Source organism: Micromonospora sp. WMMD737, from assembly GCF_049179055.1.
Lineage (GTDB): Bacteria > Actinomycetota > Actinomycetes > Mycobacteriales > Micromonosporaceae > Micromonospora > Micromonospora reichwaldensis.
The window spans coordinates 4,337,025-4,363,968 of the sequence record NZ_JBMHMH010000001.1 but is presented as its reverse complement, the minus strand read 5'-3'; the positions used below and the strand labels follow the sequence as shown (position 1 = coordinate 4,363,968).

Annotated in this window: 24 protein-coding genes and 2 riboswitches; of the genes, 14 read left to right on the top strand and 10 right to left on the bottom strand. The window is 75.0% G+C overall.

Translation table 11 applies throughout. The features are described 5' to 3' along the window. The first annotated feature begins 34 nt into the window (after window positions 1-34). Window positions 35-880 carry a hypothetical protein gene (locus ACN27A_RS19085; protein WP_421455279.1) on the top strand — a complete coding sequence of 282 codons (846 nt, stop codon included), beginning with the start codon at window positions 35-37 and terminating at the stop codon, window positions 878-880. A gap of 154 nt (window positions 881-1,034) precedes the next feature. On the opposite strand, the gene ACN27A_RS19080 is transcribed toward ACN27A_RS19085, so the two are convergent. After that, on the bottom strand, window positions 1,035-1,784 hold the full coding sequence (locus tag ACN27A_RS19080) for a hypothetical protein (protein WP_421455276.1): 750 nt from the start codon (window positions 1,782-1,784) through the stop codon (window positions 1,035-1,037). A gap of 172 nt (window positions 1,785-1,956) precedes the next feature. Here ACN27A_RS19080 and ACN27A_RS19075 point away from each other — a divergent pair, with 172 nt between their 5' ends. From ACN27A_RS19075 to paaN, 4 genes are all read left to right on the top strand, one after another. Further along, entirely contained in the window at window positions 1,957-2,385 is a 429-nt protein-coding gene (locus tag ACN27A_RS19075) for a DoxX family protein (RefSeq protein WP_421455273.1), read from the top strand. Window positions 2,386-2,494: 109 nt separating this feature from the next. Then, window positions 2,495-2,630: riboswitch (SAM riboswitch) on the top strand. A 10-nt stretch (window positions 2,631-2,640) separates the two neighbouring features. Beyond that, window positions 2,641-3,927 (top strand): threonine synthase, encoded by a 1,287-nt coding sequence (gene thrC, locus ACN27A_RS19070; protein ID WP_132239969.1) that lies wholly within the window; start codon window positions 2,641-2,643, stop codon window positions 3,925-3,927. Between the two features lie 370 nt (window positions 3,928-4,297). Next, complete coding sequence (locus ACN27A_RS19065; protein WP_421455270.1) at window positions 4,298-5,317, top strand: GNAT family N-acetyltransferase; 1,020 nt, start codon at window positions 4,298-4,300, stop codon at window positions 5,315-5,317. Between the two features lie 52 nt (window positions 5,318-5,369). Beyond that, on the top strand, window positions 5,370-7,043 hold the full coding sequence (paaN, locus tag ACN27A_RS19060; protein ID WP_421455268.1) for a phenylacetic acid degradation protein PaaN: 1,674 nt from the start codon (window positions 5,370-5,372) through the stop codon (window positions 7,041-7,043). An 83-nt stretch (window positions 7,044-7,126) separates the two neighbouring features. On the opposite strand, the gene ACN27A_RS19055 is transcribed toward paaN, so the two are convergent. Continuing rightward, window positions 7,127-7,660 (bottom strand): GNAT family N-acetyltransferase, encoded by a 534-nt coding sequence (locus ACN27A_RS19055; RefSeq protein ID WP_421455265.1) that lies wholly within the window; start codon window positions 7,658-7,660, stop codon window positions 7,127-7,129. A gap of 210 nt (window positions 7,661-7,870) precedes the next feature. Between ACN27A_RS19055 and ACN27A_RS19050 the strand changes: the two genes are divergently transcribed. The 3 genes from ACN27A_RS19050 to groL all read left to right on the top strand — a co-directional run bounded on the left by ACN27A_RS19050 (window position 7,871) and on the right by groL (window position 11,304). Next, on the top strand, window positions 7,871-8,074 hold the full coding sequence (locus ACN27A_RS19050; protein ID WP_121400069.1) for a cold-shock protein: 204 nt from the start codon (window positions 7,871-7,873) through the stop codon (window positions 8,072-8,074). Window positions 8,075-8,288: 214 nt separating this feature from the next. Then, window positions 8,289-9,407 (top strand): hypothetical protein, encoded by a 1,119-nt coding sequence (locus ACN27A_RS19045; protein ID WP_421455261.1) that lies wholly within the window; start codon window positions 8,289-8,291, stop codon window positions 9,405-9,407. A 274-nt stretch (window positions 9,408-9,681) separates the two neighbouring features. Further along, on the top strand, window positions 9,682-11,304 hold the full coding sequence (gene groL / locus ACN27A_RS19040) for a chaperonin GroEL (RefSeq protein ID WP_132239974.1): 1,623 nt from the start codon (window positions 9,682-9,684) through the stop codon (window positions 11,302-11,304). A 59-nt stretch (window positions 11,305-11,363) separates the two neighbouring features. Here the strand turns inward: groL and ACN27A_RS19035 are convergent, their stop codons facing one another. The 3 genes from ACN27A_RS19035 to ACN27A_RS19025 all read right to left on the bottom strand — a co-directional run bounded on the left by ACN27A_RS19035 (window position 11,364) and on the right by ACN27A_RS19025 (window position 13,215). Then, window positions 11,364-11,561, bottom strand: coding sequence for a hypothetical protein (locus tag ACN27A_RS19035; RefSeq protein ID WP_088998151.1), 198 nt, complete (start codon window positions 11,559-11,561; stop codon window positions 11,364-11,366). Window positions 11,562-11,652: 91 nt separating this feature from the next. Then, on the bottom strand, window positions 11,653-12,582 hold the full coding sequence (locus tag ACN27A_RS19030; protein ID WP_421455257.1) for a GNAT family N-acetyltransferase: 930 nt from the start codon (window positions 12,580-12,582) through the stop codon (window positions 11,653-11,655). Between the two features lie 33 nt (window positions 12,583-12,615). Then, the gene (locus ACN27A_RS19025; RefSeq protein ID WP_421455255.1) at window positions 12,616-13,215 is read right to left on the bottom strand and encodes a helix-turn-helix domain-containing protein; all 600 of its coding nucleotides are present in this window, start codon (window positions 13,213-13,215) and stop codon (window positions 12,616-12,618) included. A 62-nt stretch (window positions 13,216-13,277) separates the two neighbouring features. Here ACN27A_RS19025 and ACN27A_RS19020 point away from each other — a divergent pair, with 62 nt between their 5' ends. Continuing rightward, the gene (locus ACN27A_RS19020) at window positions 13,278-13,868 is read left to right on the top strand and encodes a dienelactone hydrolase family protein (protein ID WP_421455253.1); all 591 of its coding nucleotides are present in this window, start codon (window positions 13,278-13,280) and stop codon (window positions 13,866-13,868) included. Window positions 13,869-13,884: 16 nt separating this feature from the next. Here the strand turns inward: ACN27A_RS19020 and ACN27A_RS19015 are convergent, their stop codons facing one another. After that, a complete protein-coding gene (locus ACN27A_RS19015) occupies window positions 13,885-16,521 on the bottom strand; it encodes a S8 family serine peptidase (protein ID WP_421455249.1) in 2,637 nt (878 codons plus the stop codon). 78 nt (window positions 16,522-16,599) lie between these two features. Here ACN27A_RS19015 and ACN27A_RS19010 point away from each other — a divergent pair, with 78 nt between their 5' ends. Then, window positions 16,600-18,417 (top strand): glycerol-3-phosphate dehydrogenase/oxidase, encoded by a 1,818-nt coding sequence (locus tag ACN27A_RS19010; RefSeq protein ID WP_421458527.1) that lies wholly within the window; start codon window positions 16,600-16,602, stop codon window positions 18,415-18,417. An 88-nt stretch (window positions 18,418-18,505) separates the two neighbouring features. Continuing rightward, entirely contained in the window at window positions 18,506-19,036 is a 531-nt protein-coding gene (locus ACN27A_RS19005) for a hypothetical protein (RefSeq protein WP_421455248.1), read from the top strand. An 87-nt stretch (window positions 19,037-19,123) separates the two neighbouring features. Here ACN27A_RS19005 and ACN27A_RS19000 read toward each other — a convergent pair whose 3' ends face one another. Then, a complete protein-coding gene (locus ACN27A_RS19000; RefSeq protein WP_421455246.1) occupies window positions 19,124-20,524 on the bottom strand; it encodes an FAD-binding oxidoreductase in 1,401 nt (466 codons plus the stop codon). Between the two features lie 68 nt (window positions 20,525-20,592). Here ACN27A_RS19000 and ACN27A_RS18995 point away from each other — a divergent pair, with 68 nt between their 5' ends. Further along, on the top strand, window positions 20,593-20,994 hold the full coding sequence (locus tag ACN27A_RS18995; RefSeq protein ID WP_421455244.1) for a DUF4031 domain-containing protein: 402 nt from the start codon (window positions 20,593-20,595) through the stop codon (window positions 20,992-20,994). Between the two features lie 3 nt (window positions 20,995-20,997). Here the strand turns inward: ACN27A_RS18995 and ACN27A_RS18990 are convergent, their stop codons facing one another. Continuing rightward, on the bottom strand, window positions 20,998-21,633 hold the full coding sequence (locus ACN27A_RS18990; RefSeq protein ID WP_421455243.1) for a metal-dependent phosphohydrolase: 636 nt from the start codon (window positions 21,631-21,633) through the stop codon (window positions 20,998-21,000). A gap of 74 nt (window positions 21,634-21,707) precedes the next feature. Here ACN27A_RS18990 and ACN27A_RS18985 point away from each other — a divergent pair, with 74 nt between their 5' ends. Then, window positions 21,708-22,964 carry an FUSC family protein gene (locus tag ACN27A_RS18985; protein WP_421458526.1) on the top strand — a complete coding sequence of 419 codons (1,257 nt, stop codon included), beginning with the start codon at window positions 21,708-21,710 and terminating at the stop codon, window positions 22,962-22,964. Between the two features lie 111 nt (window positions 22,965-23,075). Here ACN27A_RS18985 and ACN27A_RS18980 read toward each other — a convergent pair whose 3' ends face one another. Further along, window positions 23,076-24,467, bottom strand: a complete 1,392-nt coding sequence (locus ACN27A_RS18980; protein WP_421455241.1) for a PLP-dependent aminotransferase family protein — start codon at window positions 24,465-24,467, stop codon at window positions 23,076-23,078. On the opposite strand from ACN27A_RS18980, the gene ACN27A_RS18975 reads away from it, so the two are divergent. Then, window positions 24,466-25,404: a DMT family transporter gene (locus ACN27A_RS18975; protein ID WP_357578703.1), complete on the top strand. Its 939-nt coding sequence runs from the start codon at window positions 24,466-24,468 to the stop codon at window positions 25,402-25,404. The two genes, ACN27A_RS18980 and ACN27A_RS18975, sit on opposite strands and share 2 nt — an antisense overlap. 88 nt (window positions 25,405-25,492) lie before the next feature. Here ACN27A_RS18975 and ACN27A_RS18970 read toward each other — a convergent pair whose 3' ends face one another. Beyond that, window positions 25,493-26,773 carry an aminotransferase class V-fold PLP-dependent enzyme gene (locus ACN27A_RS18970; RefSeq protein WP_421455239.1) on the bottom strand — a complete coding sequence of 427 codons (1,281 nt, stop codon included), beginning with the start codon at window positions 26,771-26,773 and terminating at the stop codon, window positions 25,493-25,495. Window positions 26,774-26,820: 47 nt separating this feature from the next. Next, a riboswitch (SAM riboswitch) is annotated at window positions 26,821-26,940 on the bottom strand. Between the last annotated feature and the right edge of the window lie 4 nt (window positions 26,941-26,944).

Here is a 26,944-nt window from a genome sequence, read left to right as displayed (position 1 = left end):
CGGGATTCGCGGGCTCCCGCCGAGGCAGCGTGCGGTGTACGCGACCGCCGCCGCCGTCATCCTCTTGGTCGGCGCGCTGTTCGCCTACCAGGCCAACTTCCTCCTGGACCGGTCGACGGCCACCGATCGGGCCCGCTCGGACAGGCAGGCCGCGAAGGCGGTCGACCGTGAGCAGCCCGCGTTCGTGTCCACCGTCACGCCCCTGGACTACGACCGGGACCTGCCCGAGGCCTTCACCGTCCTGCTCGACCGGCCGCTGACCGAGGACGAGCAGGTCGCCCTCACCGCACTGACCGGCCCGAGGTCGGAGGTGTGGGAGTTCCTGAAGCCGCTCGGCGGCCGGGTGGTCGAGCACGCGTCCTACGTGGCCCCGTTCGAGGACGGCAACGAGAACCGCGGCCGTGCCCAGACGTTCGACCTGAACCTGAACAGCGACCGCGCCGCCGGGCTCACGATCAACGACATGACCGCCGTGAAGGACTCGTGCCGCGCACCCACGGCGCAGACCGTCGTCACCCTTCCAGGGGCGGGTGCGGAGTCCCGGCAGGGGCTGCTGTGGGACCTGACCGGTGGGCCGACGGACGAGCCGCACGGCCCGTACGCCCTGGCCGACGGTGAGGCGGAGGAGGGGCAGTTGTACTTCCGCCGCAACGTCGTCGAGCTGGGCAACGGCCAGTCCAACATGGCCTTCCGCGTCCAGCCGGAGGTGTCCTCCCACACGTGCGAGTGGCACATCGTCGCGTCCTACACCGACACGACCGGTGCCCACGAGCAACGCATCCCGAGCGGCACCGGCACGTTCACCACCGAGGCTGTCCCGTCGCAGCCCGTCCAGTACTTCGAACGCCCCCCCGGGCACGGAGTGGGGCTGCCTCGGTGAGGTGCGTCAGCAGGACTGCCCGGCCACCGGATCCGTACGGCTGCCGAGGCCGCCGGTCCACCGGCCGGTCCCGGGCTGAGCCGCGCGTGCCCGGCACGACCGGAGCCGGCAACCGCCGACGGGTCCCGGCCGAGGCGGCCCGGTCGCGAGGACGTCAGCGGGAACGGGGCCTGCGCTTACGGGTGGGGGAGTCGGGGGAGTCCGGCGCGGTGCCCGAGTCGGCGGTGTCCCCGTCGTCGGACGCGTCGGTCACCCGGGCGTCGGTGTGGCTCAGCTCGGCCAGCGTCGCGCCCCTGAGCTGGTAGACGGCGGTGCGCCGGATGCTCAGCTCCGCCATCGGGCCGCCCGCCGGCCGGGTCAGGTAGACCACCGTCGCCCTGCCGTCGCGCACGCTGACGCTCTCCACCGGCGTACGGTCGCCGAGGTCGACCTGGGCCTGGTAGTCCGGCTCGCCCCTGACGTTGCGCCAGGCAGCGAGGGTGAAGAAGCGGCCGGTGCCGCCGCCGTCGAGCGCGACCACGCCGATCGCGTCGCCCGCGCCGTCGCCGTCGAGGTCGCCGACGGCGCATGGCCGCTGCAACTGCACCGTCGTGCCGTCCCGGTCGGCCCACCGGCCGCCGGAGAGGCGGAGCGGGGTGGCGTACCCGCGGTAGCGGACCCTCCGGCTGCCGACCCGGGTGTCGCGCAGTTCCAGGCAGGTGAGCTGGTCGCCGGTGCGGCGCGGGGTGGGGGTCGCCCGGGTGGTCGCCGGGGTGGCGTCGACGTCGTCCCGCTTCGCGGCGGTGCCGGCGGTCCGGTCGGCGGACCGGTTCCGCTTCTTGCGGTTGCCGGTGGAGCAGGCGGTGGTGAACGCCAGCAGGCAGGCCATGGAGAGGGCCACCACCGGGACGAGCTTGCGACGCATCGCGCGTTCCTTTCCGTCGATCTGCCCGCACCGTAACGGGCCCGCGCCAACGCCCTCGTAACCGCCTGCCGCCGCCGATGGGAGCGTTCCCACAGGAGGGGATTCAATCGACACTGCCAAATGCCCGGCGGCATTCTGGTGTCGTCCCCTCTTCCTGACCGGAGGTGCCCTGATGCTCGCTGACCGGATCGGCGGCCCGGCCCTGTCCCTGTTCCGTGCCGTCGTCGGCCTGCTCTTCCTCTGCCACGGCCTGGCCTCGCTGCTCGGGATCCTCGGCGGCAGCCGGGGCACCGGCGAGGCGGTCCCGCTCGGCGAGTGGCCGGGGTGGTGGGCCGCGCTGATCCAGGCGGTCTGCGGCGGCCTGGTGCTCGTCGGGCTGTTGACCCGGGTGGCGGCCCTGCTGGCGTCCGGCTCGATGGCCTACGCGTACTTCGTGGTGCACCAGCCCGACGCGCTGCTCCCGCTGCGCAACGGCGGTGAGCTGGCGGTCCTGTTCTGCTGGTCGTTCCTGCTGATCGCCGTGTTCGGCCCCGGCGCGTGGGCTGTCGACACCGCGCTGCGGGCCCGACGTCCCGCCGACTCCCGTTCGGTGACCGCCTGAATCCGTAGCGTCGAGGAAGGTCCGACGGCGGCTGCGGGATCGCTCACAGCGTGGGATCTCGCGTCGATCCCGGCGGCGTCGGTGCTTAGACTCGACGGCACAACTACATACCTCATCCAGAGGGGCTGAGGGATACGGCCCGACGACGCCCCGGCAACCACCCCGCGCGCTCATCGCAGAGCGACCGGCGGGGCAGGTGCCAATTCCGTCCCCGCCGCAGGGTGCGATGCGGGGAAAGATGAGAGGACCCGCGACATGACGTCGACGTTCGCCCCCTCCGGCATCGACACCACCGCCAGCCCCGCCCGCGCCCTGGTCTGCCGCGCCTGTTCGGCGCGCTACCCGCTCGCCGCCCAGCACGCCTGCTACGAGTGTTTCGGCCCGCTGGAGGTCGACTACGACGCCGCCGCGCTCGCGACGGTCACCCGGGAGCAGATCGAGGCGGGCCCGCAGAACATCTGGCGGTACGCGGCACTGCTGCCCGCCGGCCAGGACCCGGCCACCCGGGTCACCCTCGACCCCGGCTTCACCCCGCTGGTGGCGGCCCCGCACCTCGCCGCCGAGTTGGGCATCACCGCCCCGCTCTGGGTCAAGGACGACAGCGCCAACCCGACCCACTCGTTCAAGGACCGGGTCGTCTCGGTGGCGTTGACCGCCGCCCGCGCGCTCGGCTTCAGCCGCTACGCCTGCGCCTCCACCGGAAACCTGGCCAACTCCGTCGCCGCGCACGCGGCCCGGGCCGGCGCGCCGTCAGTGGTCTTCATCCCCGGCGACCTGGAGCAGGGCAAGGTCATCACCACCGCCGTCTACGGCGGCGAGCTGGTCGCCATCGACGGCTCGTACGACGACGTGAACCGGCTCTGCGGCGAGTTGGTGGAGACGGACGAGTTCGAGGACACCGCGTTCGTCAACGTCAACGTGCGCCCCTACTACGCCGAGGGCTCGAAGACGCTCGGCTACGAGGTCGCCGAGCAGCTCGGCTGGCGGATCCCCGCGCAGGTGGTGATCCCGATGGCCTCCGGCGAGCTGCTCACCAAGATCGACAAGGCGTTCGCCGAGCTGGTCGAGATCGGCCTGGTCGAGGCGCCGGCCGGTGGCTGGAAGGTGTTCGGCGCGCAGTCGGCCGGCTGCAACCCCATCGCCACGGCCCTGCACGCCGACACCGACACCATCACGCCCGTCAAGCCGACCGGCATCGCCAAGTCCCTCAACATCGGCGACCCGGCCGCCGGCATCTACGCGCTGGAGGCGGTGCGCCGCACCGGGGGCTGGATGGAGTACGTCGACGACGACGAGATCCGCGCCGGCATCCGGCTGCTGGCCCGGACCACCGGCGTCTTCGCCGAGACGGCCGGCGGGGTGACCGTGGCCGTGCTGCGCAAGCTGGTCGAGTCCGGTCGCCTCGACCCGACCGCCGAGACCGTCGTCTTCAACACCGGCGAGGGCCTCAAGACCCTCGACGCGGTGGCCGGCGAGGTCGGCCCTACCCACCGCATCAAGCCCTCGCTCCGCGCCGCCCGCGACGCCGGCCTCCTCGGCTGACCCGCGCCCCCCTCCCCCCCTGCTCCGCGTCGATCATGAGATTGGCGGCGAAGTTGATCGCGAACAGTGCCGCCAACCTCATGATCGACGCTCGGGAACCCCGGGGGCCGGGGGTTGGGGGGTTGGAGGGCGGGGGATTCGCGGCGTAACTGGGATTTCGCTGTGAGTGCGGAAAACGCGCCGACAAGGACTTGACGGCAGGAACCGGACGGCGCAAGATGCTCCGTGCGGGAGGGCGTTTCGCCGGAGACTTTCAGTTCTTGCGACCCAACGCCGGAGGCGTTGTGCGAGCGTCCCTCCCGACCAACTTCCGATCGGGCCAGCGTTAATTCGCTGGCCCGATCGTCGTCAGGTGGCGCACCCTCAGCCGATGAGCATCGCGATCGCGCCGCTCGACGCCGCCGACCAGGCCGCCGTCGACGAGGCTTACCGGATCGGCGCGGCGGCCAACGCTGTCGACCTGCCGGACTTCCCGCCCTTCTACCGGCGGCGCTTCGAGGCGGCGATCCGGCACCCGATGCCGGGCAACGAGCCGCTCTGGGCGCTGGCCCGGCTCGACGGCGTGCCCGCCGGCTACCTCGCGTTGGACCTGCCGCAGCTCGACAACACCGAGAACGCCGAGGTTGACCTGATCGTGCACCCGGAGCACCGGCGCCGCGGCGTCGGGCGCGCGCTGCACGAGCACGGCGTACGCCTGCTGCGGGAGCGGGGCCGCAAGCGGGTGCTGGCGATGGCGGTCTCCGCGCTTCCCGGCGGCCCGGCCCGCTCCGGGGCCGCCGCCGCCTTCGCCGCGTCGACCGGCGCCCGGCCGGCGCTGGCCGAGGTCCGCCGCCGGCTCGACACCACCCGGCTCGACCACGACGGCCTGGCCGCCGCGCTGGCCGACGCCCGGAGCCGGGCCGCCGGCTACGACGTCGTGCGCTGGCAGGGAGACACCCCGCAGGAGTACGTCGCCGACATCGCCTACCTCGACGGCCGGCTGATGGCCGACGCGCCCCTGGGCGACGTGGAGTGGGAGCCGGAGCGGATCGACGTCGAACGCGTCCGCGGCATCGAGCGGGCGCTGCGGGCGCGGGGGCGGCGGCGCTACCACACGGCGGTGCGCCACGAGGCGTCCGGCCGGGTGGTCGCCTGGACCCTGCTCGACGTCGGGGCGTCGGCCGACTGGCACGCGTTCCAGCAGATCACCATCGTCGACCCGGAGCACCGCGGCCGCCGCCTCGGCCTGCTCACCAAGGTCGAGAACCTGCGCCACCTGCTGTCCCACGAGCCGGCGGTACGGGCGATCGACACCTTCAACGCGGCGGAGAACGCCCACATGGTGCGGATCAACGAGCAGCTCGGGTTCCGTCCCGTCGACGGTTGGACCGACTGGCAGCTCACCATCTGAGTTGTGACACGCCCCTACTGATCTGAGGGGTTCCTGTTGCATGATGGCGGGCATGACGGAGACCCCGCACCCCCTGTACGACAGGCACGCCGACACCCTCAACCGGGCGCTGACCGCGATCACGGAGCGCGGGTACTGGTCCGCCTATCCCGAGTCGCCCAGCCCCCGGGTCTACGGCGAGACCGCCGCCGCAGACGGCAAGGCCGCCTTCGAGGCGTACCTCGGCGGTGACTTCCCCCTCGACCAGCCGGGCGCGGCCGACCGGGTCGCCACCGAGAGCAGCCCGTTCGGCGTCGAGCTGGACGTCCGCTACCCGCACGCCGGCGCCGACGAGCTGGTCGCCGCCGCCTCCGCCGCCCTGCCCGGCTGGCGCGACGCCGGCCCGCAGGCCCGGGTGGGGGTCTGCCTGGAGATCCTCGACCGGCTGCACAAGCACATCTTCGAGCTGGCCAACGCGGTGCAGTTCACCAGCGGCCAGGCCTTCGTGATGGCCTTCCAGGCCGGCGGCGCGCACGCGCTGGACCGCGCGCTGGAGGCGGTCGCCTACGCGTACGCGGAGATGACCCGGCACCCGGGGACGGCGGGCTGGGAGAAGGCGGCCGGCAAGGGCGACCCGCTGCGGATGACCAAGACCTTCCACGTGGTGCCCCGTGGCGTGGCGCTGGTGATCGGCTGCAACACCTTCCCGACCTGGAACTCGTACCCGGGACTGTTCGCCTCCCTGGTCACCGGCAACCCGGTCGTCGTCAAGCCGCACCCGCGCGCGGTGCTGCCGCTGGCGATCACGGTGAAGTACGCCCGGGAGGTGCTCGCCGAGGCCGGCTTCGACCCGAACCTGGTGCTGCTCGCCCCCGAGGCCCCCGGGGAGAAGCTCGCCTCCACGCTGGCCCTGCACCCGGCCGTGAAGATCATCGACTTCACCGGTTCCACCGAGTACGGCGACTGGCTGGAGGCCAACGCCCGGCAGGCGGCGGTCTACACCGAGAAGGCCGGGCTGAACACGGTGGTGATCGACTCCACCGACGACTTCGCCGGGATGTGCCGCAACCTCGGCTTCACCCTGACCCTCTACAGCGGCCAGATGTGCACCACGTCGCAGAACATCCTGATCCCCGGCAACGGCATCGAGACCGACCAGGGGCACAAGAGCTTCGACGAGGTGGCGGGCGGGATCGCCGCGGCGGTCGCCAAGGTCACCGCCGACCCGGCGCGCGGGGTGGAGATGACCGGCGCGATCGTCAACGACGGGGTGCTGGAGCGCCTCGACGAGGTCACCAAGGTCGGCGAGGCGGTGCTGGAGTCGCGTACGGTCGAGCACCCGGCCTTCCCCCGCGCGGTGGTCCGCACCCCGACGGTGGTCAGGCTGGCGGCCGACGACACCGCGACCTACTCGAAGGAGTGGTTCGGGCCGATCTCGTTCGCCATCGCCACGGACTCCACCGCGCACAGCCTGGAGATCCTGCGCGCCACGGTCGGCGAGAAGGGCGCGCTGACCGCGGCGGTCTACTCCACCGACGAGGCGGTCCTCGACGCGGCCGAGGCCGCGGCGATCGAGGTCGGGGTGCACCTGTCCTGCAACCTGACCGGCGGGGTCTTCGTGAACCAGTCGGCGGCCTTCTCCGACTTCCACGGCAGCGGCGCCAACGCGGCGGCCAACTCGGCGCTCACCGACGGCGCCTACGTGGCCAACCGGTTCCGCATCGTGCAGTCCCGCCGGCACGCCTGAGGTGTCCGGCTGCCCGGGTCGGCCCCGCACGGGCCGCCCCGGGCAGCCGACCCGGTCCTGGCGGAACGGATCGCCGGCGCGGGTCAGGCCGGGCGGCGCATCTGGAGCTCGGTGAGCGCCGGGACCGTGGGGTGCGGGACGCGTACGCCGGTGTCGACGAAGCCCAGCCGCCGGTACGCGCGGTAGGCCCGGTCGTTGCCGACCACGACCTCCAGCATCAGTTCGGGGCGCCCGCAGGCGCGGGACCAGGCCGCGACCGCGTCGACGAGGTCGCCGAGGAGGCCCGTGCCCCGCCAGGGCGGGGTGACGTAGACGGCGTACACCACGGTCAGCCCCGGCTCCCCGGGGGCCACCGTGCCGCCGGCGTGCCCGACGAGCCGGCCGCCCGGGTCCGCGACGAACTGGGCGGTGCCCGCCCCGACGGAGACGGACGCGATCCTGGCGGTGTAGTCGGCGTGCGACCGGGCCGCCGCGTCGGCGAGGGTCTCCAGGAAGGCCAGCGGGGCGTCGGCGAGCATCTCCAGCCGCAGCGCCCGCATCCGAGCAGCGTCCGGGGGTCGGACCCGCCGGATCTCGGCCCGCCGCGTCGGCCCCGGACCGTCGGGCGTGCTCGTCATGCCGAATGCCTATCACAGCGATGACGGCCGATGGAGGTCGATCGGCGTATGTCCGATTTGTGGTCGTGCGCCGTCGTCACGCTTCGTGTAGCGTGCGATTTCGGTCACCGTTTCAGCGGCCCTCGTCGATCGCCGAGCCGGTGGTCCTCCGGTGCCGGCCCGCCCGGCCTCCGGGGTCGTGGAACGCCGCGCAGAGTGAGGAAGTGCACCGTGGCAGAGGGCACCGTGAAGTGGTTCAACTCCGAAAAGGGCTACGGCTTCATCGCCGTCGACGGTGGGCAGGACGTCTTCGTCCACTTCTCGGCGATCGAGATGGACGGCTACAAGGCGTTGGACGACGGCCAGCGGGTCGAGTTCGAGATCGCCCAGGGCCAGAAGGGCCCCCAGGCCGAGCGCGTGCGCGTCATCGCCTGACGGGCGTCCCTCCCGCGCCCCCGCGCCGACCGACCTCCCGACCACCGGTCACGGGGCGCCGGCCGGGGGTGGCCCGGTGCCCCGGGCGGTCGTCGGCCGGTCCGCTCCACCGGGGCGGGCGGTCGGCCGGTCCGCTCCACGGGGGCGGGCTTCGGCGCGGTTGCGTCGGCAGGGGAGGATCGTGAGCCGTTCCAGCCATCGCTGAGGAGGGTTCATGTCCGACCAGCCGCCCCAGGCCGCGCCGCCCCCGGGAGATCCCGACCCCTCCGCGACGCCACCCGTCGGCCCGGGCGGCGCTGCGCCGACGGGCCCGCAACAGCCGCAGGACTGGGTGTTCCCGCCCACCGGCGGGTACCCGGCCGGCTCCGGCCCGTACGGCGGGCAGCCGTGGTACCCGGGCGCCCCGGTCGCGTACCCCGGGCACCCGGGCGCCCCGGGCGCCCATCCCGGGCAGCCGGTCCACGGGTGGTACCCGCCGGGGCACGGTCTCGACCCGGCCGACCTGCTCGTCACCCCGCCCGGCGCGGGTGTCAACGGCTGGTTCGGCCGGTGCGTCGGCGCGGTGCGCCGGGGCTGGCGGCTGCTGCTGCCGATCCTGTTGCTCACCCAGGTGCTGCCGGCCCTGGTGGTGTCGATGCTCTCGCTGGTCGTCGACCCGAGCGCCAAGTGGGAGGAGTCGATGGCCGGCGACCCCGCCGCGCTGCCCGACACCTTCCTGACCGACACGGTCGTCCTGCTGTCCGTGGTGCTCGGCAGCGCCCTCGTCTTCGGCTTCGTGCAGAGCCTGGGCTGGGCGGCCGGCACGTGGGTGGTCACCCGGCAGGCGTCCGGTCAACCGGTGAGCGTGGGCGCCGCCCTCTCCTACGGGGCGCGCCGGGCGCTGGGCCTCTGGGGCTGGACCCTGCTGATGAGCGTCATCATCGGGCTCGGGGTCTGCCTCTGCGTGATCCCCGGCATCTACTTCGCCTTCGCGCTGAGCATGGCCGGCCCGGTCTACCTGTTCGAGCGGCAGCACCCGATCGGCCGTTCCTTCCGCATGTTCCACGATCGGCTGGGTCTGCTGCTCGGCCGGGTGGCGCTGGTCGCGGCGGCGGTGATCGTCGGCAGTGGGGCCGCCGGCATGGTCGAGGGCATCGGCACGCTGCCGTTCGGCACCACCCCGCTGGAGTCGCCCGGCACGGCGGTCGGCGTGCTCGTGGTGACGCTGGTGGGCGCGGTGCTGGCCCTGCCGACCCACCTCGCCCAGCTGGTCGGCCTGGTCGTCACGTACGCCGAGCAGCGTGCCCACGAGGGGCCGGTGGACAGTGCGCGGCTGGCCGGTGAACTCGGCTGACCGGGGCGATCGTGCTTGCACTCGGCAGGGGAGAGTGCTAAACAAGTTATTGGCACTCGCATACCGTGAGTGCCAATGGTCGGGGCGGTAGGGCCACGGTCGTAGCGGCGTCCAGACGCGGCTGCGGCACATGGCCGGTCGTCGCGGGCTATCCGGCCCGGCCGAGGAGACGTCGTCGTCGCCAGGTGGCGACGTCCCAAGGTGCGTACACCAGGCGGCCCATCCGGGACACACACTCCGGGTGGCCCGTGAGTGTCCAGGAGGACAACGCCGTATGGCCAAGATGATCGCGTTCGACGAAGAGGCGCGCCGCGGCCTCGAGCGGGGCATGAACCAGCTCGCCGACGCCGTGAAGGTGACCCTCGGCCCCAAGGGCCGCAACGTCGTCCTCGAGAAGAAGTGGGGTGCCCCCACCATCACCAACGATGGTGTGAGCATCGCCAAGGAGATCGAGCTCGAGGACCCCTACGAGAAGATCGGCGCCGAGCTGGTCAAGGAGGTCGCGAAGAAGACCGACGACGTCGCCGGTGACGGCACGACGACGGCGACCGTCCTGGCCCAGGCCCTGGTCCGCGAGGGCCTGCGCAACGTGGCCGCCGGTGCCAACCCGATGGCCCTGAAGCGGGGCATCGAGGCCGCCGTGGCCAGCGTCTCGGAGGAGCTGCTCAAGCTCGCCAAGGACGTCGAGACCAAGGAGCAGATCGCCTCCACCGCCTCCATCTCCGCCGGTGACACCAGCGTCGGCGAGATCATCGCCGAGGCGATGGACAAGGTGGGCAAGGAAGGCGTCATCACCGTCGAGGAGAGCAACACCTTCGGGCTGGAGCTGGAGCTCACCGAGGGTATGCGCTTCGACAAGGGCTACATCTCGGCCTACTTCATGACCGACCCGGAGCGCATGGAGGCCGTCTTCGACGACCCCTACCTCCTGATCGTCAACAGCAAGATCTCGTCGGTGAAGGACCTGCTCCCGATCCTGGAGAAGGTCATGCAGTCGGGCAAGCCGCTGCTGATCATCGCCGAGGACATCGAGGGCGAGGCCCTGGCGACCCTGGTCGTCAACAAGGTCCGGGGCACCTTCAAGTCCGTCGCCGTCAAGGCGCCGGGCTTCGGTGACCGCCGCAAGGCCATGCTGGCCGACATCGCCATCCTCACCGGTGGCCAGGTCATCAGCGAGGAGGTCGGCCTCAAGCTGGACGCCGTCGGCCTCGACATGCTGGGCCGCGCCCGCAAGGTCGTGGTGACCAAGGACGAGACCACCATCGTCGACGGTGCCGGCGACGCCGAGCAGATCCAGGGCCGGGTCAACCAGATCCGGGCCGAGATCGACAAGAGCGACTCCGACTACGACCGCGAGAAGCTGCAGGAGCGGCTGGCCAAGCTGGCCGGCGGCGTCGCGGTGATCAAGGTCGGCGCGGCCACCGAGGTCGAGCTGAAGGAGCGCAAGCACCGCATCGAGGACGCCGTCCGCAACGCGAAGGCCGCCGTCGAGGAGGGCATCGTCCCGGGTGGTGGCGTCGCGCTGGTGCAGGCCGGCAAGACCGCCTTCGACAAGCTGGACCTGGTCGGCGACGAGGCGACCGGCGCGCAGATCGTCAAGATCGCGCTGGACGCCCCGCTGCGGCAGATCGCCGTCAACGCCGGTCTCGAGGGTGGCGTGGTCGTCGAGCACGTCCGCAACCTCAACCCGGGTCACGGCCTCAACGCCGCCAACGGCGAGTACGTCGACCTGCTGGCCGCGGGCATCATCGACCCGGCCAAGGTGACGCGCTCGGCGCTGCAGAACGCCTCGTCGATCGCGGCGCTCTTCCTCACCACCGAGGCCGTCGTGGCGGACAAGCCGGAGAAGACCCCGGCCGCCCCGGCTGGTCCGGGTGGCGGGGACATGGACTTCTGAGTCCAGCTCCAACAACGCCGCAAGGGGCGGGCCGCGTCAGCGGTCCGCCCCTTGCGCTGTCACGTCGGCAGTGGCCGTTGGTTGCGTCTCTTCTGCGCCCGGTCGTACGGCTGCGGGATCTGCACCGGCTCGTCGACCAGCGTCACCGGCTCGTCGGCCGGCTCGTCGACGCCGGCCATCTCCGCCTGCTGCTCGGCGTCGCCGTAGTCGAGCCGGTCGAACGGCAACGGGCCGGGGCGTTCGTCGTCCGTGGTCATGGCTGCCTCCTCTACCGGAAACGGTAGGGCGCGACGATCACCAATGCGGGCGAATGGCGTTATGAGGGTCTATATCCCATTCGCCCCGTTGTCAGCCCCCGAGCGTCCTGCGGTACAGGAAGAAGACGCGCTCGATCCGGGCACCCGCGCTGCCCGAGTAGAACGGGACCGGCCCGACCCAGCCGATCTGCGCCGCCGTCACGCCCGCCGCCCGCTGCTCGCGCAGGCAGCGGCGCAGCAGCACCCCGCCGATCCCCGAGCCCTCGGCCGCCGGGGCGGTGCCCATCGGGCCGAACCAGCTCGGCCGCGACGACCCGTACGCGGCGAAGCCGAGCACCTCGCCGTCGCGCTCGGCCAGGTGGCAGCCCGCCCCCTCCCGGCCCACCGAAGCGGCCAGTTCGGCGTCCCAGGCCCCGCCGAAGGTGGCGCGGGCGAACGCCGTCAGCGCCGGCAGGTCACCCGTCTCGGCGCGGCGGACCGTGACGCCCTGCCCGGCCAGCCGCGTTTCCGCCGGCTCCGTCGGGCGCAGCGCGGGCGAGCCGTCGTACGACAGGTCGGCGGTCATGTTCCACGCCGTCCGGTCCTGCCGGTAGCCGAGCGCCAGCGCGGCGCAGACCGCCGGGGTGTAGCGCACGTCGATGCCGGGCCAGGCGTAGTACGGCGGATTGCCGGCGAGCAGCACCTCCACCGCGCCGAGCTCGGCGAGCCGCGCCTCGGCGGTCGCCAGCAGGGCCCTCCCGACACCGCGTCGCCGCTCCTCCGGCGCCACCGCGACCAGGTCGACGTGACCACGGGCGTCGCCGTCGCCGGCGGCGAGGGAACCGATGAGCACACCGACCAGGTGCCCCTGCCGGTGCGCGCCCCACGCGAACACCGGGCGGTGGGCGGCGGCCCGCGCCCAGAGGGTGTCCACGATGACCGGCGCCTCGGCCGCGTCCTCCGGCAGGTCCAGCGCCCGCCCGCAGAGCTCCACCACGGCGGGCCGCCGGTCGGGCCCCAGCTCGACGATCTTCAGGTCCATGGACGCCGACCCTAGGTCACCGGGGCGTTTCTGTTAAGCAGAGCCCTTGTCGGCGCCCGGGTCGGGCTCCGGGTCGGGAAGGGTCGGCGCGTCGGTGGGGTAGAGGCCGGCGACGAACCCGTACACCTGGTCGCCGGACCGGGGGATCTGGGCGAAGCGGCGGGCCAGCGCCTGCACCTCAGCCCAGAACGCGCGTACCTCCTCGATCGGGATGCGGGCGTGCACGAGGGTGCAGCGCAGGTCGTCGGCGGCGTGGGCGGCGGCGGATTCGGCGACGGCCTCCGCGAGCCCGTTGACGGCGGTCGCGACCTGTCTGTCCTCGGGACGGGTGAGCGCGCCGATGTAGAGCGTCCGGGCGACCCGGCCGTAGTACCGCTCGTCGATCGCCCGTACCCGCCGGGTGCGCACCACCCTGAGCAGGCCGGCGTCGACGAGCGCGGTCACGTGGTAGGCGACGCTGCTCTTCGGCCGGTCGACCGCCCGGGCCAGCTCGGTCACCGTGGCGGCCCGCTCCAGGAGCAGCTCCAGGAGGGTGGCGCGCAGGGGATCGGCCAGCGCGCGAAGCTGCGCGGGCGCGGTGACCACGAGCAGGTCGTCGAGGTCGTAGTCCGGGATCCGCTCATTGCTCGACATTTCTCGACCGTTCTAGAATCATGGATCATTCGATCGTTGTCGTCTGTGACAGGAGTGTAGAGATGGCCGACGTGGTCCTGTTCCACCATCTGCGCGGGCTCACCGACGGGCTGCGCGAGTTCGCCGGACAGTTGCGGGCGGGCGGGCACACCGTGCACACCCCCGACCTGTTCGACGGTGAACTCCCGGCGACCCTCGACGAGGGCTTCGCGCTCACGAAGAGCATCGGGCGCGAGGTGCTGCGCGAGCGCGCCGACCGGGCCGTGGCCGAGCTGCCCGACGGGCTGGTCTACGCAGGCTTCTCCTGGGGCGCCGCCACCGCCCAGCGGCTCGCCCAGACCCGGCCCGGCGCCCGCGGCGCGCTGCTCTACGAATCCTGCCTGCCCGTCACCGGCGAATGGGCCGTCGGCCCCTGGCCCGCCGGGGTTCCGGTGCAGATCCACGGCATGGACGCCGACCCGTTCTTCGCCCTGGAGGGCGACATCGAAGCCGCCCGCGAGCTGGTCGGCATCGTCGGCCCCGACCTCGGCGAGCTGTTCGTCTACCCGGGCGACCGGCACCTGTTCACCGACAGCACGCTGCCGTCGTACGACGCGGAGGCCACGGCACTGGTGCTGCGGCGCTCGCGGGAGTTCCTCGACCGGCTGGGGTGAACCGGCGCTGCGCCCCTCAGCCCCGTGCCGCCCGCACCGCCGCGTACGCGTCGACCAGGCCGGCGCCGGTGATGTTCCGGTCGCCCCCGCAGGTCTGCGTCCGGGTGGCGTACGTGGCCACGGCCGGGGTCGCGGTGTCCCGCAGGATCTGCCGGGTGCGGGGCAGGTCGCCGACCAGCGCCGGGTTGGCCGACCACATCAGCGCCACCACGCCGGCCACCTGCGGCGTCGCCATCGAGGTGCCGCTCAGGACGGCGTACCCGCCGCCCGGCATCGACGACAGCACCTCGTCGCCCGGCGCGACCAGGTCCGGCTTGGCCGCCCCCGGCACCGGTCCCCGCGACGAGAAGAGGGTGACCTTGCGCTGCCGGTCCACCGCGCCGACGGTCAGCACGTCCGCGTACGGGGCGGGCGGGTCGTCGATCGAGCGGCAGTACGGCCCGGTGTTGCCGGCCGCGGCCACCACCATGACGCCGGCGGCGTCCAGGGCGGCGGTGGCCGGCCCGAGCACGCCCGGGTCGCAGCCCTCGATCGCCGGGCAGCCCCACGAGTTGGTGAGGATGTCCGGCGCGCGCGCCGGGCGCCCGTCCGTGAACGGGTCTCCGCCCGCCGGGAAGGGCGCCAGCATGAACTGGAGGCAGTCCAGGTAGTACGCGGGGTTGCCGAGGTTGCGGTCCAGGTTGACGCAGCCGGCCCACCGGGCGCCCGGGGCGACCCCGATGCCGCCCCGGCCCACCGCGCTGCCCGCCGTGTGGGTGCCGTGCCCGCCCTGGTCGGTCGGCGCCCGGGTGCCGTTCCACGGGTCGTGCCAGGAGTCGTCGCCGCCCCGGAAGCCGCCCGCCAGCGCGGGGTGCCCGCCGTCCACGCCCGAGTCCGAGCTGCCCACCACGATCCCGGAACCGTCCACCCCGAGCTGGGACCAGACCCGGTCCGCACCGAGCATCCGGACGTTCCACTCGGGGCCGGCGGGCGCGGGCGCGGTGCCGCGACTGCGACCGGCCGGCGCGGGCAGCGGTCGCACCCGCTGGCTGACCAGCACCCGGTCGACCTCGGACCGGCGCGACAGCCAGGCCCGCACCGCCGGCCCGCCGTCCACCTCCACGGCGTTGACGAGGTAGTAGGGGGTGTGGTCGAGCCGCAACCGGCGCAGGTCCCGGCGCAGGTCGGCCTGGCTCCGCTCGGCGGTCGCGACCAGCCGCCGGTGGACCTCGGCGACCCGGGCGTCCCGGCCGGCCCGACCGGTCGTCGCCGGGACGCCGGCGAGGTCGGCCTGCTCGCGCAGCACCACGAACAGCCGCTCGCCGTGCAGGCCGGGCTGGCCCACGCCGACGGCCACCACGCCGACCGCCAGCAGCAGCGCGGCGGCGGTCACCCCGGCCACCCGCCGGCTCGGCCGCCGGCCCCGGCCCAGCAGCACGCCGTACGTCACGGCGAGGACGGCCGCGACGGCGAGCCCGGCGACGGCGGCGGCGGCCACCCAGAACGGCACGTCGCGGGTGCTGGCCAGGAGGAGGGTGATCTCCTCGGGGTCGGTGAAGGCCAGCGGGCCGAGCACGCCGAGCCCCACCAGCCAACGGGTCGCGGGCCGCAGAGCGCCCGTCCCCGGCCGCCCGGCCGGCTCCCGGCCGTCAGTGCCGGTGCGCCCGGCCGGGGGCGGACCGGCGGGACCGGCCGGAAGCGGGCCCGAAGGGCCGGCGGGGCCGGTCGGGAGCGGGCCCGAAGGGCCGGCGGGGCCGGTCGGGAGCAAGCCGGAGTGACCGGCGCCCGGGGAGCCGACGGAGGCGGCGCCCGGCGGGCCGGCCGGGGCCGGGCGGCGGGCCGCCGCGTGCAGGGCCGCCAGCGCGAAGCCGGCCGGCGGCAGGGTCAGCAGCAGGGGAAGCTGGGCCCCGGACTGGCCGACCCCGGCGGCGAGCAGCAGCAGCGCGACCCCGGCGACCAGGCCGCCGACCAGCACCAACCGAGCTGGCCGGGGCGGTTCGCCGACGGTGAAGCGGGACCAGAAGGCGTCGTCCAGCAGCGCCCCGGCCAGCACACCCAGCGCGGCGGCGGCGACCCCGGCGAGCACCGTCTCCAGCAGCCCACCGAGGGCGCCCAGCCAGGCCCAGGGCAGCAGCAGCGCCAGCCCGCCGGCCACCCCGAGCAGCGTGGCGGCCGACGCGGGCGCCCGGCGCGGGGCGGCCGACGCGGGCACCCGGGCGGTCGCGACCGCCGCGCGGCGGGCCAGCGCCCGCAGGACGAGGGCGGCCAGGGCGGCCGTGGCGGCCAGCGCGGCGAGGTACGCCTCGTGGTGCACCGGCGGCATCGCCCGGAGCAGCCCCAGCGCGCCGAGCGCGAGCGCCGCCGCCAGCCAGGTCCGGCCGGTGGTGCGGACCGCCGCCGAGCGGGGCAGCAGGGCCAGCGTCAGCGCGGGCGCCCCGACCAGCAGCACGGTGAACAGCACCGTCGCCGGCCAGAGCCAGACCACGCGGTCCAGCCCGGAGGCCAGCAGGACCTGGTCGGCCAGCCAGCCGCCGAGCTGGCCGACGACGACGAGCCCGACCGTCCAGCAGCCGGTCACCGCCGTCGCCACCACCGCCCAGGGGCTCGGCGGGCCCTGCGTGGCCAAGGGCCTCGGAACGGGTTGACCAGCGGGGAACGGGGGGCCGACCTCCATCCTGCGACAGTACGGCGCGGACGGGCTGTCCCGCCGGGTGGCGGCGGCGGTTACCGTGGACGGGTGCGTGACCCCAACGTGTCCCGAACGACGGCCGGCCAGCTCTCCCCCGAGCGCCGGGCCGCCGACCTGCGCCGCCTGCGCTCCGAACGCTTCGACGTGCTGGTCATCGGCGGTGGCGCGACCGGGGCGGGCGCCGCCCTGGACGCCGCCTCGCGGGGGCTGAAGGTGGCCCTGGTGGAGGCGCGCGACTACGCGGCCGGCACCTCCAGCCGCTCCAGCAAGCTCATCCACGGGGGCCTGCGCTACCTGGAGCAGCTGGAGTTCCACCTGGTGCACGAGGCGCTCACCGAGCGCGGGCTGCTCGCGACCCGGCTGGCCCCGCACCTGGTCCGGCCGGTGCCCATCCTGGTCCCGCTGCCCGACGGGCGGGGCGTACGCGGCCTGCCGGCCCGGGTGTTGCGCCGCTCCTACTACGGCGCCGGCGTCGCGGCGTACGACGCCTTCGCCGGGGTCTTCGGCGGCGGGCGCGGCATGCCGCTGCACCGGCACCTGACCCGCGAGGGCGCCCGCCGCGTCTTCCCCAGCCTGCGCGCCGACGCGGTGGCCGGCGCGATCCGCTACTACGACGGGCAGGTCGACGACGCGCGGCTGGTGGTGACCCTGGCCCGCACGGCGGCCAGCCTCGGCGCGACAGTGGTGAACAGCACCCGGGCGGTCGGGCTCATCCGGCAGGCCCGCGAGGTCACCGGCGTCCGGGTCCGCGACCTGGAGGCACCGCCCGGCTCCCCGGACGCCGAGTTCGAGGTACGCGCCCGCACCGTCATCGCCGCCACCGGGGTGTGGAGCGACGACATGTCGCGGATGCTGAACGACGTCGGGCTGCGTCCCGGCATCCGCGTCCGGGCCTCCAAGGGCGTGCACCTGGTGGTGCCCCGCTCGGCGATCACCGGCGAGGCCGGGCTGATCCTGCGTACGGCCACCAGCGTGCTCTTCGTCATCCCGTGGGGTGGGCACTGGATCATCGGCACCACCGACACCGACTGGCGGCTGGACCGGTCCCACCCGGCGGCCTCCGCCCGGGACATCGCATACCTGCTGGAGCAGGTCAACACGGTGCTCGACCGGCCGCTCACGACGGCCGACATCGAGGGCGTCTACGCCGGGCTGCGGCCGCTGCTGGCCGGCGAGGCCGACTCCACCTCCAAGCTGTCCCGCGAGCACGCCGTCTTCGAGCCGATGCTCGGGCTGCTGCTGGTCGCCGGCGGCAAGTACACGACGTACCGGGTGATGGCCTCCGACGTGGTCGACCGGGCCGCCCACCGGCTGGGCGTCGTACGCCCCTCCCGCACCGCCGACCTGCCGCTGCTCGGCGCCGACGGCTACCCGGCGACGTGGCGGGACCGGGCGGACCTCGCCCGCCGGCACGGGGTGCCGGTCGGGGTGGTCGAGCACCTGCTGGAGCGCTACGGCACCCTCACCCGCGACCTGCTCGCGCTGATCGACGCGGACCCGCTGCTGGCGTCCCCGCTGGCCGGCGCACCGGAGTACCTGGCCGCCGAGGTGACGTACGCGGCCCGGGCCGAGGGGGCGCTGCACCTGGAGGACGTGCTCACCCGGCGGACCCGGATCTCCTTCGAGACGGCGCACCGGGGCCTGGAGTCGGCGGGCCACGCGGCCGAGCTGATGGGCGCGGTGCTCGGCTGGGACGAGGCCACCCGGGCCCGCGAGGTGGAGCACTACCGCGCCCGGGTGGAGGCGGAACGCGAGTCCCAGCTGATGCCCGACGACGCCACCGCCGACGCCGCCCGGCTCGGCGCGCCCGACGTACGGGGCTTCGCGGCGGACCGCGGCGCGGACGACGACCAGGCCGAACTGCCGTCCTCGTCCCGCTGACGGCCCGGCCCCGGTCACCCCTACATTCGCCCGCCCCACCCCGGAGAGCGGTTACGGCCCTCACCCACGGTGGGATAGGTTCCGGCCCGTGCCCCCCGCTTCCTGGTTGCGTCCGGTCCGCGTGTCCGTCGCCGCCCTGTTGGCCGCCGCCCTCGCCGGCTGCTCGCTGCCCGGAAACGCCGACGACGGTCCCGCGCCGGGTCCGGCCGGCACCGGGCTGTCGCAGCCGGGGCCCGGCGGCGCGGCGACCGCCGGAAGGGGCGAGGTCAGCCTCCTCCAGCGGGTCGGCACGGACGGCCCGCTGCGCACGCTCAACGTGGAACCGGACGGCAGGTGGGAGTGTGTCGACTGCGCCGGCGACGGCGTCACGTCGACCGGGGTGCTCGGCCCGGAACACGTCGCCCGGCTCCAGGAGCTGCTCGCCGACCCGGGACTGGCTAAGGAGACCGACCAGGTCCGGCGCTACCAGGTCACCTGCATCGACGCGCTGACCTCCAGCCTGCTCACCTCGACCGGCCTGGTCACGTCGCAGGACTGCCCGGGCGAGGAGCACCCGCCCCTCGCCAACGAGATCCTGCTGCTGCTCACCCAGGCCACCCCGGCCGAGATGACCGCCTGACGGCTGCGCCCCCGGCGGAGGCCCGCCCGGGACCGGCGCCGCCGGCGTCCGGACCGCGGCCGGCGGGAGGCCGTCGCGCCGGGCCCGTCAGAGGACCTTGCCGGGGTTGAGCAGGCCGGCCGGGTCCAGGGCGGCCTTGATCGCCTGGTGCACCCGCAGGCTCACCGGGCCGATCTCGCGGGCCAGCCAGTCGCGCTTGAGCAGGCCCACGCCGTGCTCGCCGGTGCAGGTGCCGCCCAGTTCGAGGCCGAGGCGCATGATCTCGTCGAACGCGCGCCGGCCGCGTTCGAGGCTCGCCGGGTCGGCCCGGTCCACCACGATGTTCGGGTGCATGTTGCCGTCGCCGGCGTGGCCGACCACGCCGATCGGCACGTCGCACTCCACCGCGATCCGGGCCACCCCGTCGAGCAGCGCCGCCAACGCGCCCCGGGGCACCGCCACGTCGTCGATGACCAGGCCGCCGTTGCCGCCCGGGTAGGTCTCCGCCGCGAACTTCTCCATCGCCGGGTGCGCGAGCCGGCGCGCCTGCAACAGGGCCGCCGCCTCCACGGCGTCGGTGGCCGCGTAGACCTCGTCGGCGCCGGCCGCCTCGCAGACCGCGGCCAGGCCGGCCAGATCGTCGGCCGCGCGGGAGCCGGTGTCGGCGGCGGCCAGCAGCAGCGCCTGGGCGTCGGTCCGCAGCCCCATCGGACGGTACGCCTCGATGGCCCGCAGGTGCGTCCGGTCGAGCAGCTCCAGCAGGCTGGGGGAGAGCCCCCGGGCGGCGATCCCGGCGACGGCCGCGCCGGCGGCGGCGGTGGACGGGAAGACCGCCACCATGGTCAGCGACTCCGCCGGGGCGGGCCGCAGCGCCACCGTCACCTCCGTGATCACCCCGAGGGTGCCCTCGGAGCCGACGAAGAGCCGGGTGAGGTCGTAACCGGCCACCCCCTTGGCGGTACGCCGGCCGGTGCGCAGCACCTCGCCGGAGGCGAGCACCACCTCCAGGCCCAGCACGTACTCGGTGGTGACGCCGTACTTGACGCAGCACATGCCGCCGGCGTTGGTGGCGACGTTCCCGCCGATCGTGGACGACTCCCACGAGCCCGGGTCGGGCGGGTACCACAGCCCCTGCTTCGCCACGGCGGCGGCGAGCGTCGCGTTGACCACGCCGGGCTGCACCACCGCGATCCGGCTCACCGGGTCGATCTCCAGCACGGCGTCCATCGCGACCATGCTGACCACCATCGCGCCGTCGACGGCGTTGGCCGCGCCGGCCAGCCCCGTGCGCGCCCCCTGCGGCACCACCGGTACGCCGTGCCGCGCGGCCGCCCGCAGCGCGGCGGCCACCTGTGCGGTGGTGCGGGGACGGACCACGACCAGGGGCGTACCGGCGGCGCAGAGGTCGGCCTCGTCCCGCTCGTGCATCCGCAGCAGGTCCGGGTCGGCCAGGACGGCGTCGTCGCCGAGCGCCGCCCGCAGGTCGTCGAGGAGCGGGGATCCGGCCATGTCGCCGAGGCTACGGTCGGTCCCGCGCGATCACCAACCGGTCCCCGCTGCGGGGTACCTTGGCCGGCATGCTCTACCTGGACCGGCCCGCCTGGCCGTGGCGGGGGCGGCTCTGGTCCCACCTGATCAGCGACGTCTCCCCCGCCGAGCTGCACGCCTTCGCCGAGATGCTGGGCGCGCCCCGCCGGGGGTTCGACCGGGACCACTACGACATCCCGGCCGACCGGTTCGCGATGGCGGTCTGGCTGGGCGCCCGGGTGGTGCCGAGCCGGGAACTGGTGCGCCTGCTCCGCGAGGCCAACCTACGCCGCCCCAAGCACCTGACCCGCCCACCCCGCCCACCCCGCGTCGATCATGCAGTTGTGGTGCCCCGCAAAAGCCACGAAGCAGCGCTTACCACCCACCACAACTCCATGATCGACACGGAAGGGAGCGGGGAAGGGGGCGCGGGAGGGGGTGTGGGGGGTTAGGGGTCAGCGGAGGGTGGACAGTTCGCGGGTCAGGTTGGTCCGGGCCCGGGGGTCCCAGTTGCGGGCCAGCGGCGGCAGCCGGAACAGCGCCGGCAGGGCGAGCAGCCCGGCGAGCACCCGGGCTCGGCCGGCCCGGAAGTCGGGCTCGGGCACGTGCGCGTACTCCCGGCGTATCGCCGCGGCGTAGCGGTCGTACGTCTCGGGCGGCGTGGCCAGGACGGCGAGGTCGGCGTCGCAGAGCAGTGCACCGTCGGCGTCGCCCGGCTCCACGGCGTGCCCGGCGGTGAGCAGCACCAGCCGGCGCACCTCGGCCACGGCGTCGGCCGGCAGGCCCGCCCGGGTGAGCAGCGTCCCGGCGAGCGCCGCGCTGTCGCGCTCGTTGGTGTCGCCCCCGGCGCGCGGGTCGTAGACGGCGTCGTGGCACCAGGCCGCGAGGCGCACCAGGTCCGGTCGCCCGGCGGCCGGCGCGTGGGCGTCGACCACGTCGAGGACGGCCGTCAGGTGGTCGGCGTCGTGGTAGTGCCGGTGCGGTTCCCGCCAGCGGGCCAGCAGGTCCTCGCCGACCCGGGTCAGCTCCGCCGCGTCGGTCATCCCGGCGCCCCGGGCCGCGGCCCGCCACCGGTCGAGAAGGTCGACCACCTGCCCGAGTCTGCCCTACCGCCGTGGCCGCCGAGGATTCACCCGGCGCGGCACGGGTAGTCCCCGCCATGGCCGTGGCCCGGGACCGTCGACCCTCACTGGTGCGACGCGCCATACTGCGCGACCGGGCGACGGACATCGACGGCGCCCGGATCGCCGAGGCGGCGGAGCGCCTGCGGCACCGCGGCAAGGCCACCCTGCACGACCGCCTGCACCGGCTGCGGATGGCGATGGGCCTCGCCGTGCAGGCCGGCCTCGCCGCCGGACTGTCCTGGCTGGCGGCGCACGAGCTGCTCGGCAACCCGCAGCCGGTCTTCGCGCCGATCTCCGCGGTCGGCACCCTCGCCGCCTCGGTCGGCCAGCGGTTCCGCCGCACGGTGGAGTTGATCGTCGGAGTGGCGATCGGGGTCGCCGTCGGCGACTTCCTCATCTACCTGCTCGGCACCGGCCCGTGGCAGCTCGGGCTGGTGGTCACCCTGGCCATCATGCTGACCATCTTCGCGGGCGCCAGCGTGGCCATCGTCATCCAGGCGGCGGCCACGGCGGTGCTGATCGTCACGCTCAGCCCGTCGACCGAGAACCTGGAGATCCCCCGGTTCATCGACGCGTTCATCGGCGGCGGCATCGCGCTGCTGGTCACCGCGGTCCTGCTGCCGCTCAATCCGCTGCGGGTCATCAACCGGGCCGCCCGGCCGGCCCTGGACCTGCTCGCCGCCCAGCTCGACGTGACGGCGGAGGCCCTGCGGGAACGGGACCGGGACAAGGCCCAGCGGGCCCTGGACCGGCTCCGCAACAACCAGGAGGAGCTGACCGCCTTCACCGAGGCCATCGAGGGGGCGAAGGAGACCACCACGCTCTCGCCGGCCCGGTGGCACCGGCGGGACGAACTCACCCACTACGCCGAGGCCGCCGACCCGATCGACCGGGCGATGCGCAACGCCGGCACGCTGACCCGGCGCGCGGTGACCCTGATCGAGGACGAGGAGCCCATCCCGGAGACGATGCCGGACGCGGTGGCCCATCTCGCCGAGTCGGTACGCCTGCTCAAGCACGAGTTCGCCGTCGGCGAGGAGCCGGAGGAGGCCCGGGAGCGGGCGCTGCGCGCGGTCAGCGAGGCCGGCCGGGCGTACGCCGAAGGGGTCGGCTTCTCCGGCAGCGTGGTGATCGCGCAGGTGCGGACCACCGCCAGCGACCTGATGGTGGCCTCCGGCATCAGCCAGGAGGAGGCGAACCGCGGGGTCCGGCAGTCCTTCGGCGACCAGGACCGGCCGGGCGGCGAGGGGGAGCGGGACGCCGCCCCGAAGCCGCCCGCCGCCCCGCCGCTCGGCTGACCCGCTCCCGCGTCGGCTTGCCCAGGCCCGCAGGCGGGTGACCGCACCACCTGCGTCGGACCCGCCAAGGCCCTCAGGGCGCGGGCGGTGACCCCATCCGCGTCGAGCCGGTCAGGCCCGCAGGGCGCGGGCCAGGCGGCGGACGGCCTCGTCCATGAGGTCGGGCGGGGCGGCGGCGTAGGTGAGGCGGAGGTGGGGCGCCGGGGGTTCGGCGGCGTACCAGGGGCGGCCGGGGAGGACGACGACGCCTTCGGCTGCCGCGGCGGCGGCCAGCGCGACGTCGTCGGTGCCCTCCGGCAGGCGTACCCAGAGGTGCATGCCGCCGCGCGGGACCGGCTGCCGGGCCAGCTCCGGCAGGTGCCGGCGGAGCGCGGTCAGCAGCGCCTCGCGGCGCGTCCGCAGGGCGGTGCGCAGGGCGCGGCGGTGGCGCGTCCAGGCCGGGGTGGTGACGAACTCGATCGTGGCCTGTTGCAGCGGCCCGGCGACGAAGAAGTCGTCGAGCAGCCGGGCCGCCCGCAGCCGGGCGCCGGCGGGGCCGCGGGCGCCGATCGCGGCGACGCGCAACCCGGGAGCGGTCGACTTGGTCAGCGAGCGCAGGTAGATCACGTGCCCGTCGGGGTCGTCGGCGGCCAGCGGTGGCGGGGCCTGGCCGTCGATGGTGAGGTCGCGGGCGTAGTCGTCCTCGATGAGGAACGCCCCGGCGTCGCGTACGCCCTCGGCGACCCGGGCCCGGCGGTCCTCCGCGAGCGTCGCGCCGTGCGGGTTGGCGTACAGCGGCTGGCAGTAGAACAGCCGGGCGCCGGTGCGGGCGAACGCGGCGGCGAGCTGGTCGGGGCGTACCCCGTCGGCGTCGGCGGGCACGGGCACCACCCGGAGGCCGGCCGCCCGGGCGGCGGCCAGCGCGCCCAGGTAGGTCGGCGACTCGACGAGCAGGGTGTCGCCGGGCGCGGCGAGCGCCCGCAGCGCGGACGACAGGGCGGCCTGTCCGCCCGGGCAGACCACCATGTCCTCGGCGCGCAGCCCGGCCCCGGACTCGCGGGCGAACCAGGCGCGCAGGTCTTCGCGCCCCTCGGCCGGCCCGCGCTGCCAGGACGCGGGCTGCCGGGCGGCACGGGTGAGCGCGGCCCCGAGCGCGGCGGCGGGTTGCAGCTCCCCGTCCAGGTAGCCCCCGGACAGCGGAATCGCTCCGGCGGGCGGTAACGCCAGTAGCGCCTGCATCTCGTCCTCGCCCGGCCGGCGGGGGCCGAGCGCCACGGTCTGCCAGGACAGGTCGGGGGCGCGCCACTCGCGTGGCGGGGCGGCCACGAAGGTGCCCCTGCCGGCCCGCGTCTCGACCAGCCCCTGGGCCACGAGCTGGCGGATGGCCTCGGCGACGGTGACGGGGGAGGCCTGGTGGCGGGCGGTCAGCTCGCGCACCGAGGGCAGCCGCGTGCCGGGATCCGCGGCAGCCGCGAGCCCGCGCAGGTCTTGGACGACGCGGTCGGCTGCGTTACCGTCATTCATGAACGGGAACAGTAGCGCTACTGTCAGGACCACGGTAACGGCGGACCGGACGGTCGGTCTCGCCCTCGGCGCGCTGGGCGTGCTCGCCTTCAGCATGTCGCTGCCCGCGACCCGCGTCGCCGTGCAACAGCTCGACCCGTGGTTCGTCGCCTTCGGCCGGGCCGTCGGCGCGGCGCTGCTGGCCTGGGCGTACCTGCGATCCACCGGCGCCCCAAAGCCCACGCGTGGTCAGTGGCGGCGGCTGACGGTCGTCGCCCTCGGCGTCGTCGTCGGTTTCCCGCTGTTCACCTCGCTGGCGCTCAGCACCCAGACCTCCGCGCACGGCGCGGTCGTCATCACCGTGCTGCCCGCCATGACCGCCGTGTTCGCGGTGCTGCGGGCCGGCGAGCGGCCACCGCCGCTGTTCTGGGCCGCCAGCGCCGGCGGTCTGCTGGCGGTGCTCACCTTCCTCGGCGCCAGCGGCGCGGTACGCGGGGCCCTCGCCCCGCCCGACCTGTTCCTGCTCGCGGCGGTCGTGCTCTGCGGCCTGGGGTACGCCGAGGGCGGCGCCCTCGCCCGCGAGCTGGGCGGCGCCCGGACGATCTGCTGGGCGTTGCTGCTCTCGCTGCCCGTCACCGTCCCCGTCATGGTCGTCGCCGCCGTGGCCGCCCCGCCGCGCGCCGATCCCGTCGCCTGGTCGGCGTTCGGCTACCTCACCGTGGTCTCGATGTTCCTGGGCTTCTTCGCCTGGTACGCGGGCCTGGCCCGGGGCGGCATCGCGCAGGTCGGGCAGATCCAGCTCGCCCAGCCGGTGCTCACCCTGGCCTGGTCGGCGCTGCTGCTCGGTGAGGCCGTCACCCCTGCCTCGATCGCGGCGGCGGTGGCGGTGCTGGCGTGCGTGGTCCTGATCCAGCGCACCCGCGACCGCGCGCCGGCACCCGCGGTGGGGAAGGCCTGACGGAGGACGCGGCCGGTCCCGGGGCGGTGCGGGGCTCGTGCCGTCCCGCCGGCCCGGGGGAGCGGGCCGGCGGGTGCTCCCGGGTCGGTCAGGCCAGCGCGGCGAGGGCGGCGAGCAGCCGGTCCACGTGCCCGGTCGTGCTGCCCAGGCCGATGCTGGCGCGCAGGGCGGTCGGCGGCAGGTCCCGCCGGCCGCCGCGGGCGGCCGCCTCGTCGAGCAGCCGCCGCGCCAGCGGGTGGGCGCAGAACAGGCCGTCGCGCACCCCGATGTCGTACGTCGCCGCGAGCTCCGCCGCCACCTCCGTCGAGTCCCGGCCAGCCACCACGAACGACACGATCCCCACCCGGGGCGCCGCCGGCCCGAACATGCGCAGCTCCAGCACGTGCGGCAGGGCCGCGAGGCCCTCACGCAGCCGGGTCAGCAGAGCCTGCTCGGCGTCGTGCAGGGCGTCCCGGTCCGCGTCGGCGAGCGCGGCGCAGACCGCCGCCAGGGCGACCGCGCCGAGCAGGTTCGGAGTGCCCGCCTCGTGCCGGGCCGGGCCGGTCGCCCACCGTACGTCGTGGGTGGCCGCCCCGACGTGGCTGGTGGCGCCCCCGCCGGCCAGGTACGGCGGTGCGGCGTCCAGCCAGTCCGCGCGCCCGACGAGCACCCCCGCGCCGAACGGGGCGTACAGCTTGTGGCCGGAGAGCGCGACGTAGTCGACGTCGAGGGCGGCGACGTCCACCGGCGCGTGCGGGGCGAGCTGCGCGGCGTCCACCGCGATCCGGGCGCCGTGCCGCCGGGCCACCCGGGCCAGCTCGGCCACCGGCCAGCGCTCCCCGGTCACGTTGCTCGCGGCGGTCACCGCCACCAGCACGGGCGGGCCCTGCTGCGCGCCGCGGGGGCCCGACGGGGCCGGCCTGCGCAGCTCGCCGAGCGCCGCGTCCAGCGCGCGGACCGCCCCGGCGGGATCCGGGGGCACCGGCAGCCGCACCGAGCCACGCGGCCAGGGCAGCAGGTTGGCGTGGTGCTCCCCGCCGAAGGTGACCACCGTCGTGCCGGCGGGCAGCGCCCGGGCCAGCAGGTTCAGCGCGTCGGTGGTGTTGCGGGTGAAGACCACGTGGTCGTCGGCGCGGGCGCCGAGGAAGTCGCCGACCGTCTGCCGGGCGCGCTCGTAGGCGAGGGTGCAGCGCCGCGACAGCGCCCCGGCGCCGCGGTGCACGCTGCCGTACCAGGGCAGCAGCTCGGCCACCGCGTCGGCCGCGGCCCGCGCGCAGGGCGCGGTGGCCGCGTAGTCGAGGTTCACCTGGCCGGGTACGCCGAGCACGTCGAGCGGGTCGGCGACGGCGGGCGGCTGCGGCGCGGGCGGGGGTGCGAGGGTGACGGTCATGGGCCGACCTCCGGGTCCAGGGACCCCGGGTGGGCGCACACGGGCGGGGTCCGCGCTTGCCCGGCACGCGATCGGGCCGGGCCCGGTCATCACCCGGGGCACCCCACCGCGAACTCGACGAGGGTTGCCGGCCAGCAAGCCGGGGCTTGACGCTGGCGCTCGTGACCTGCC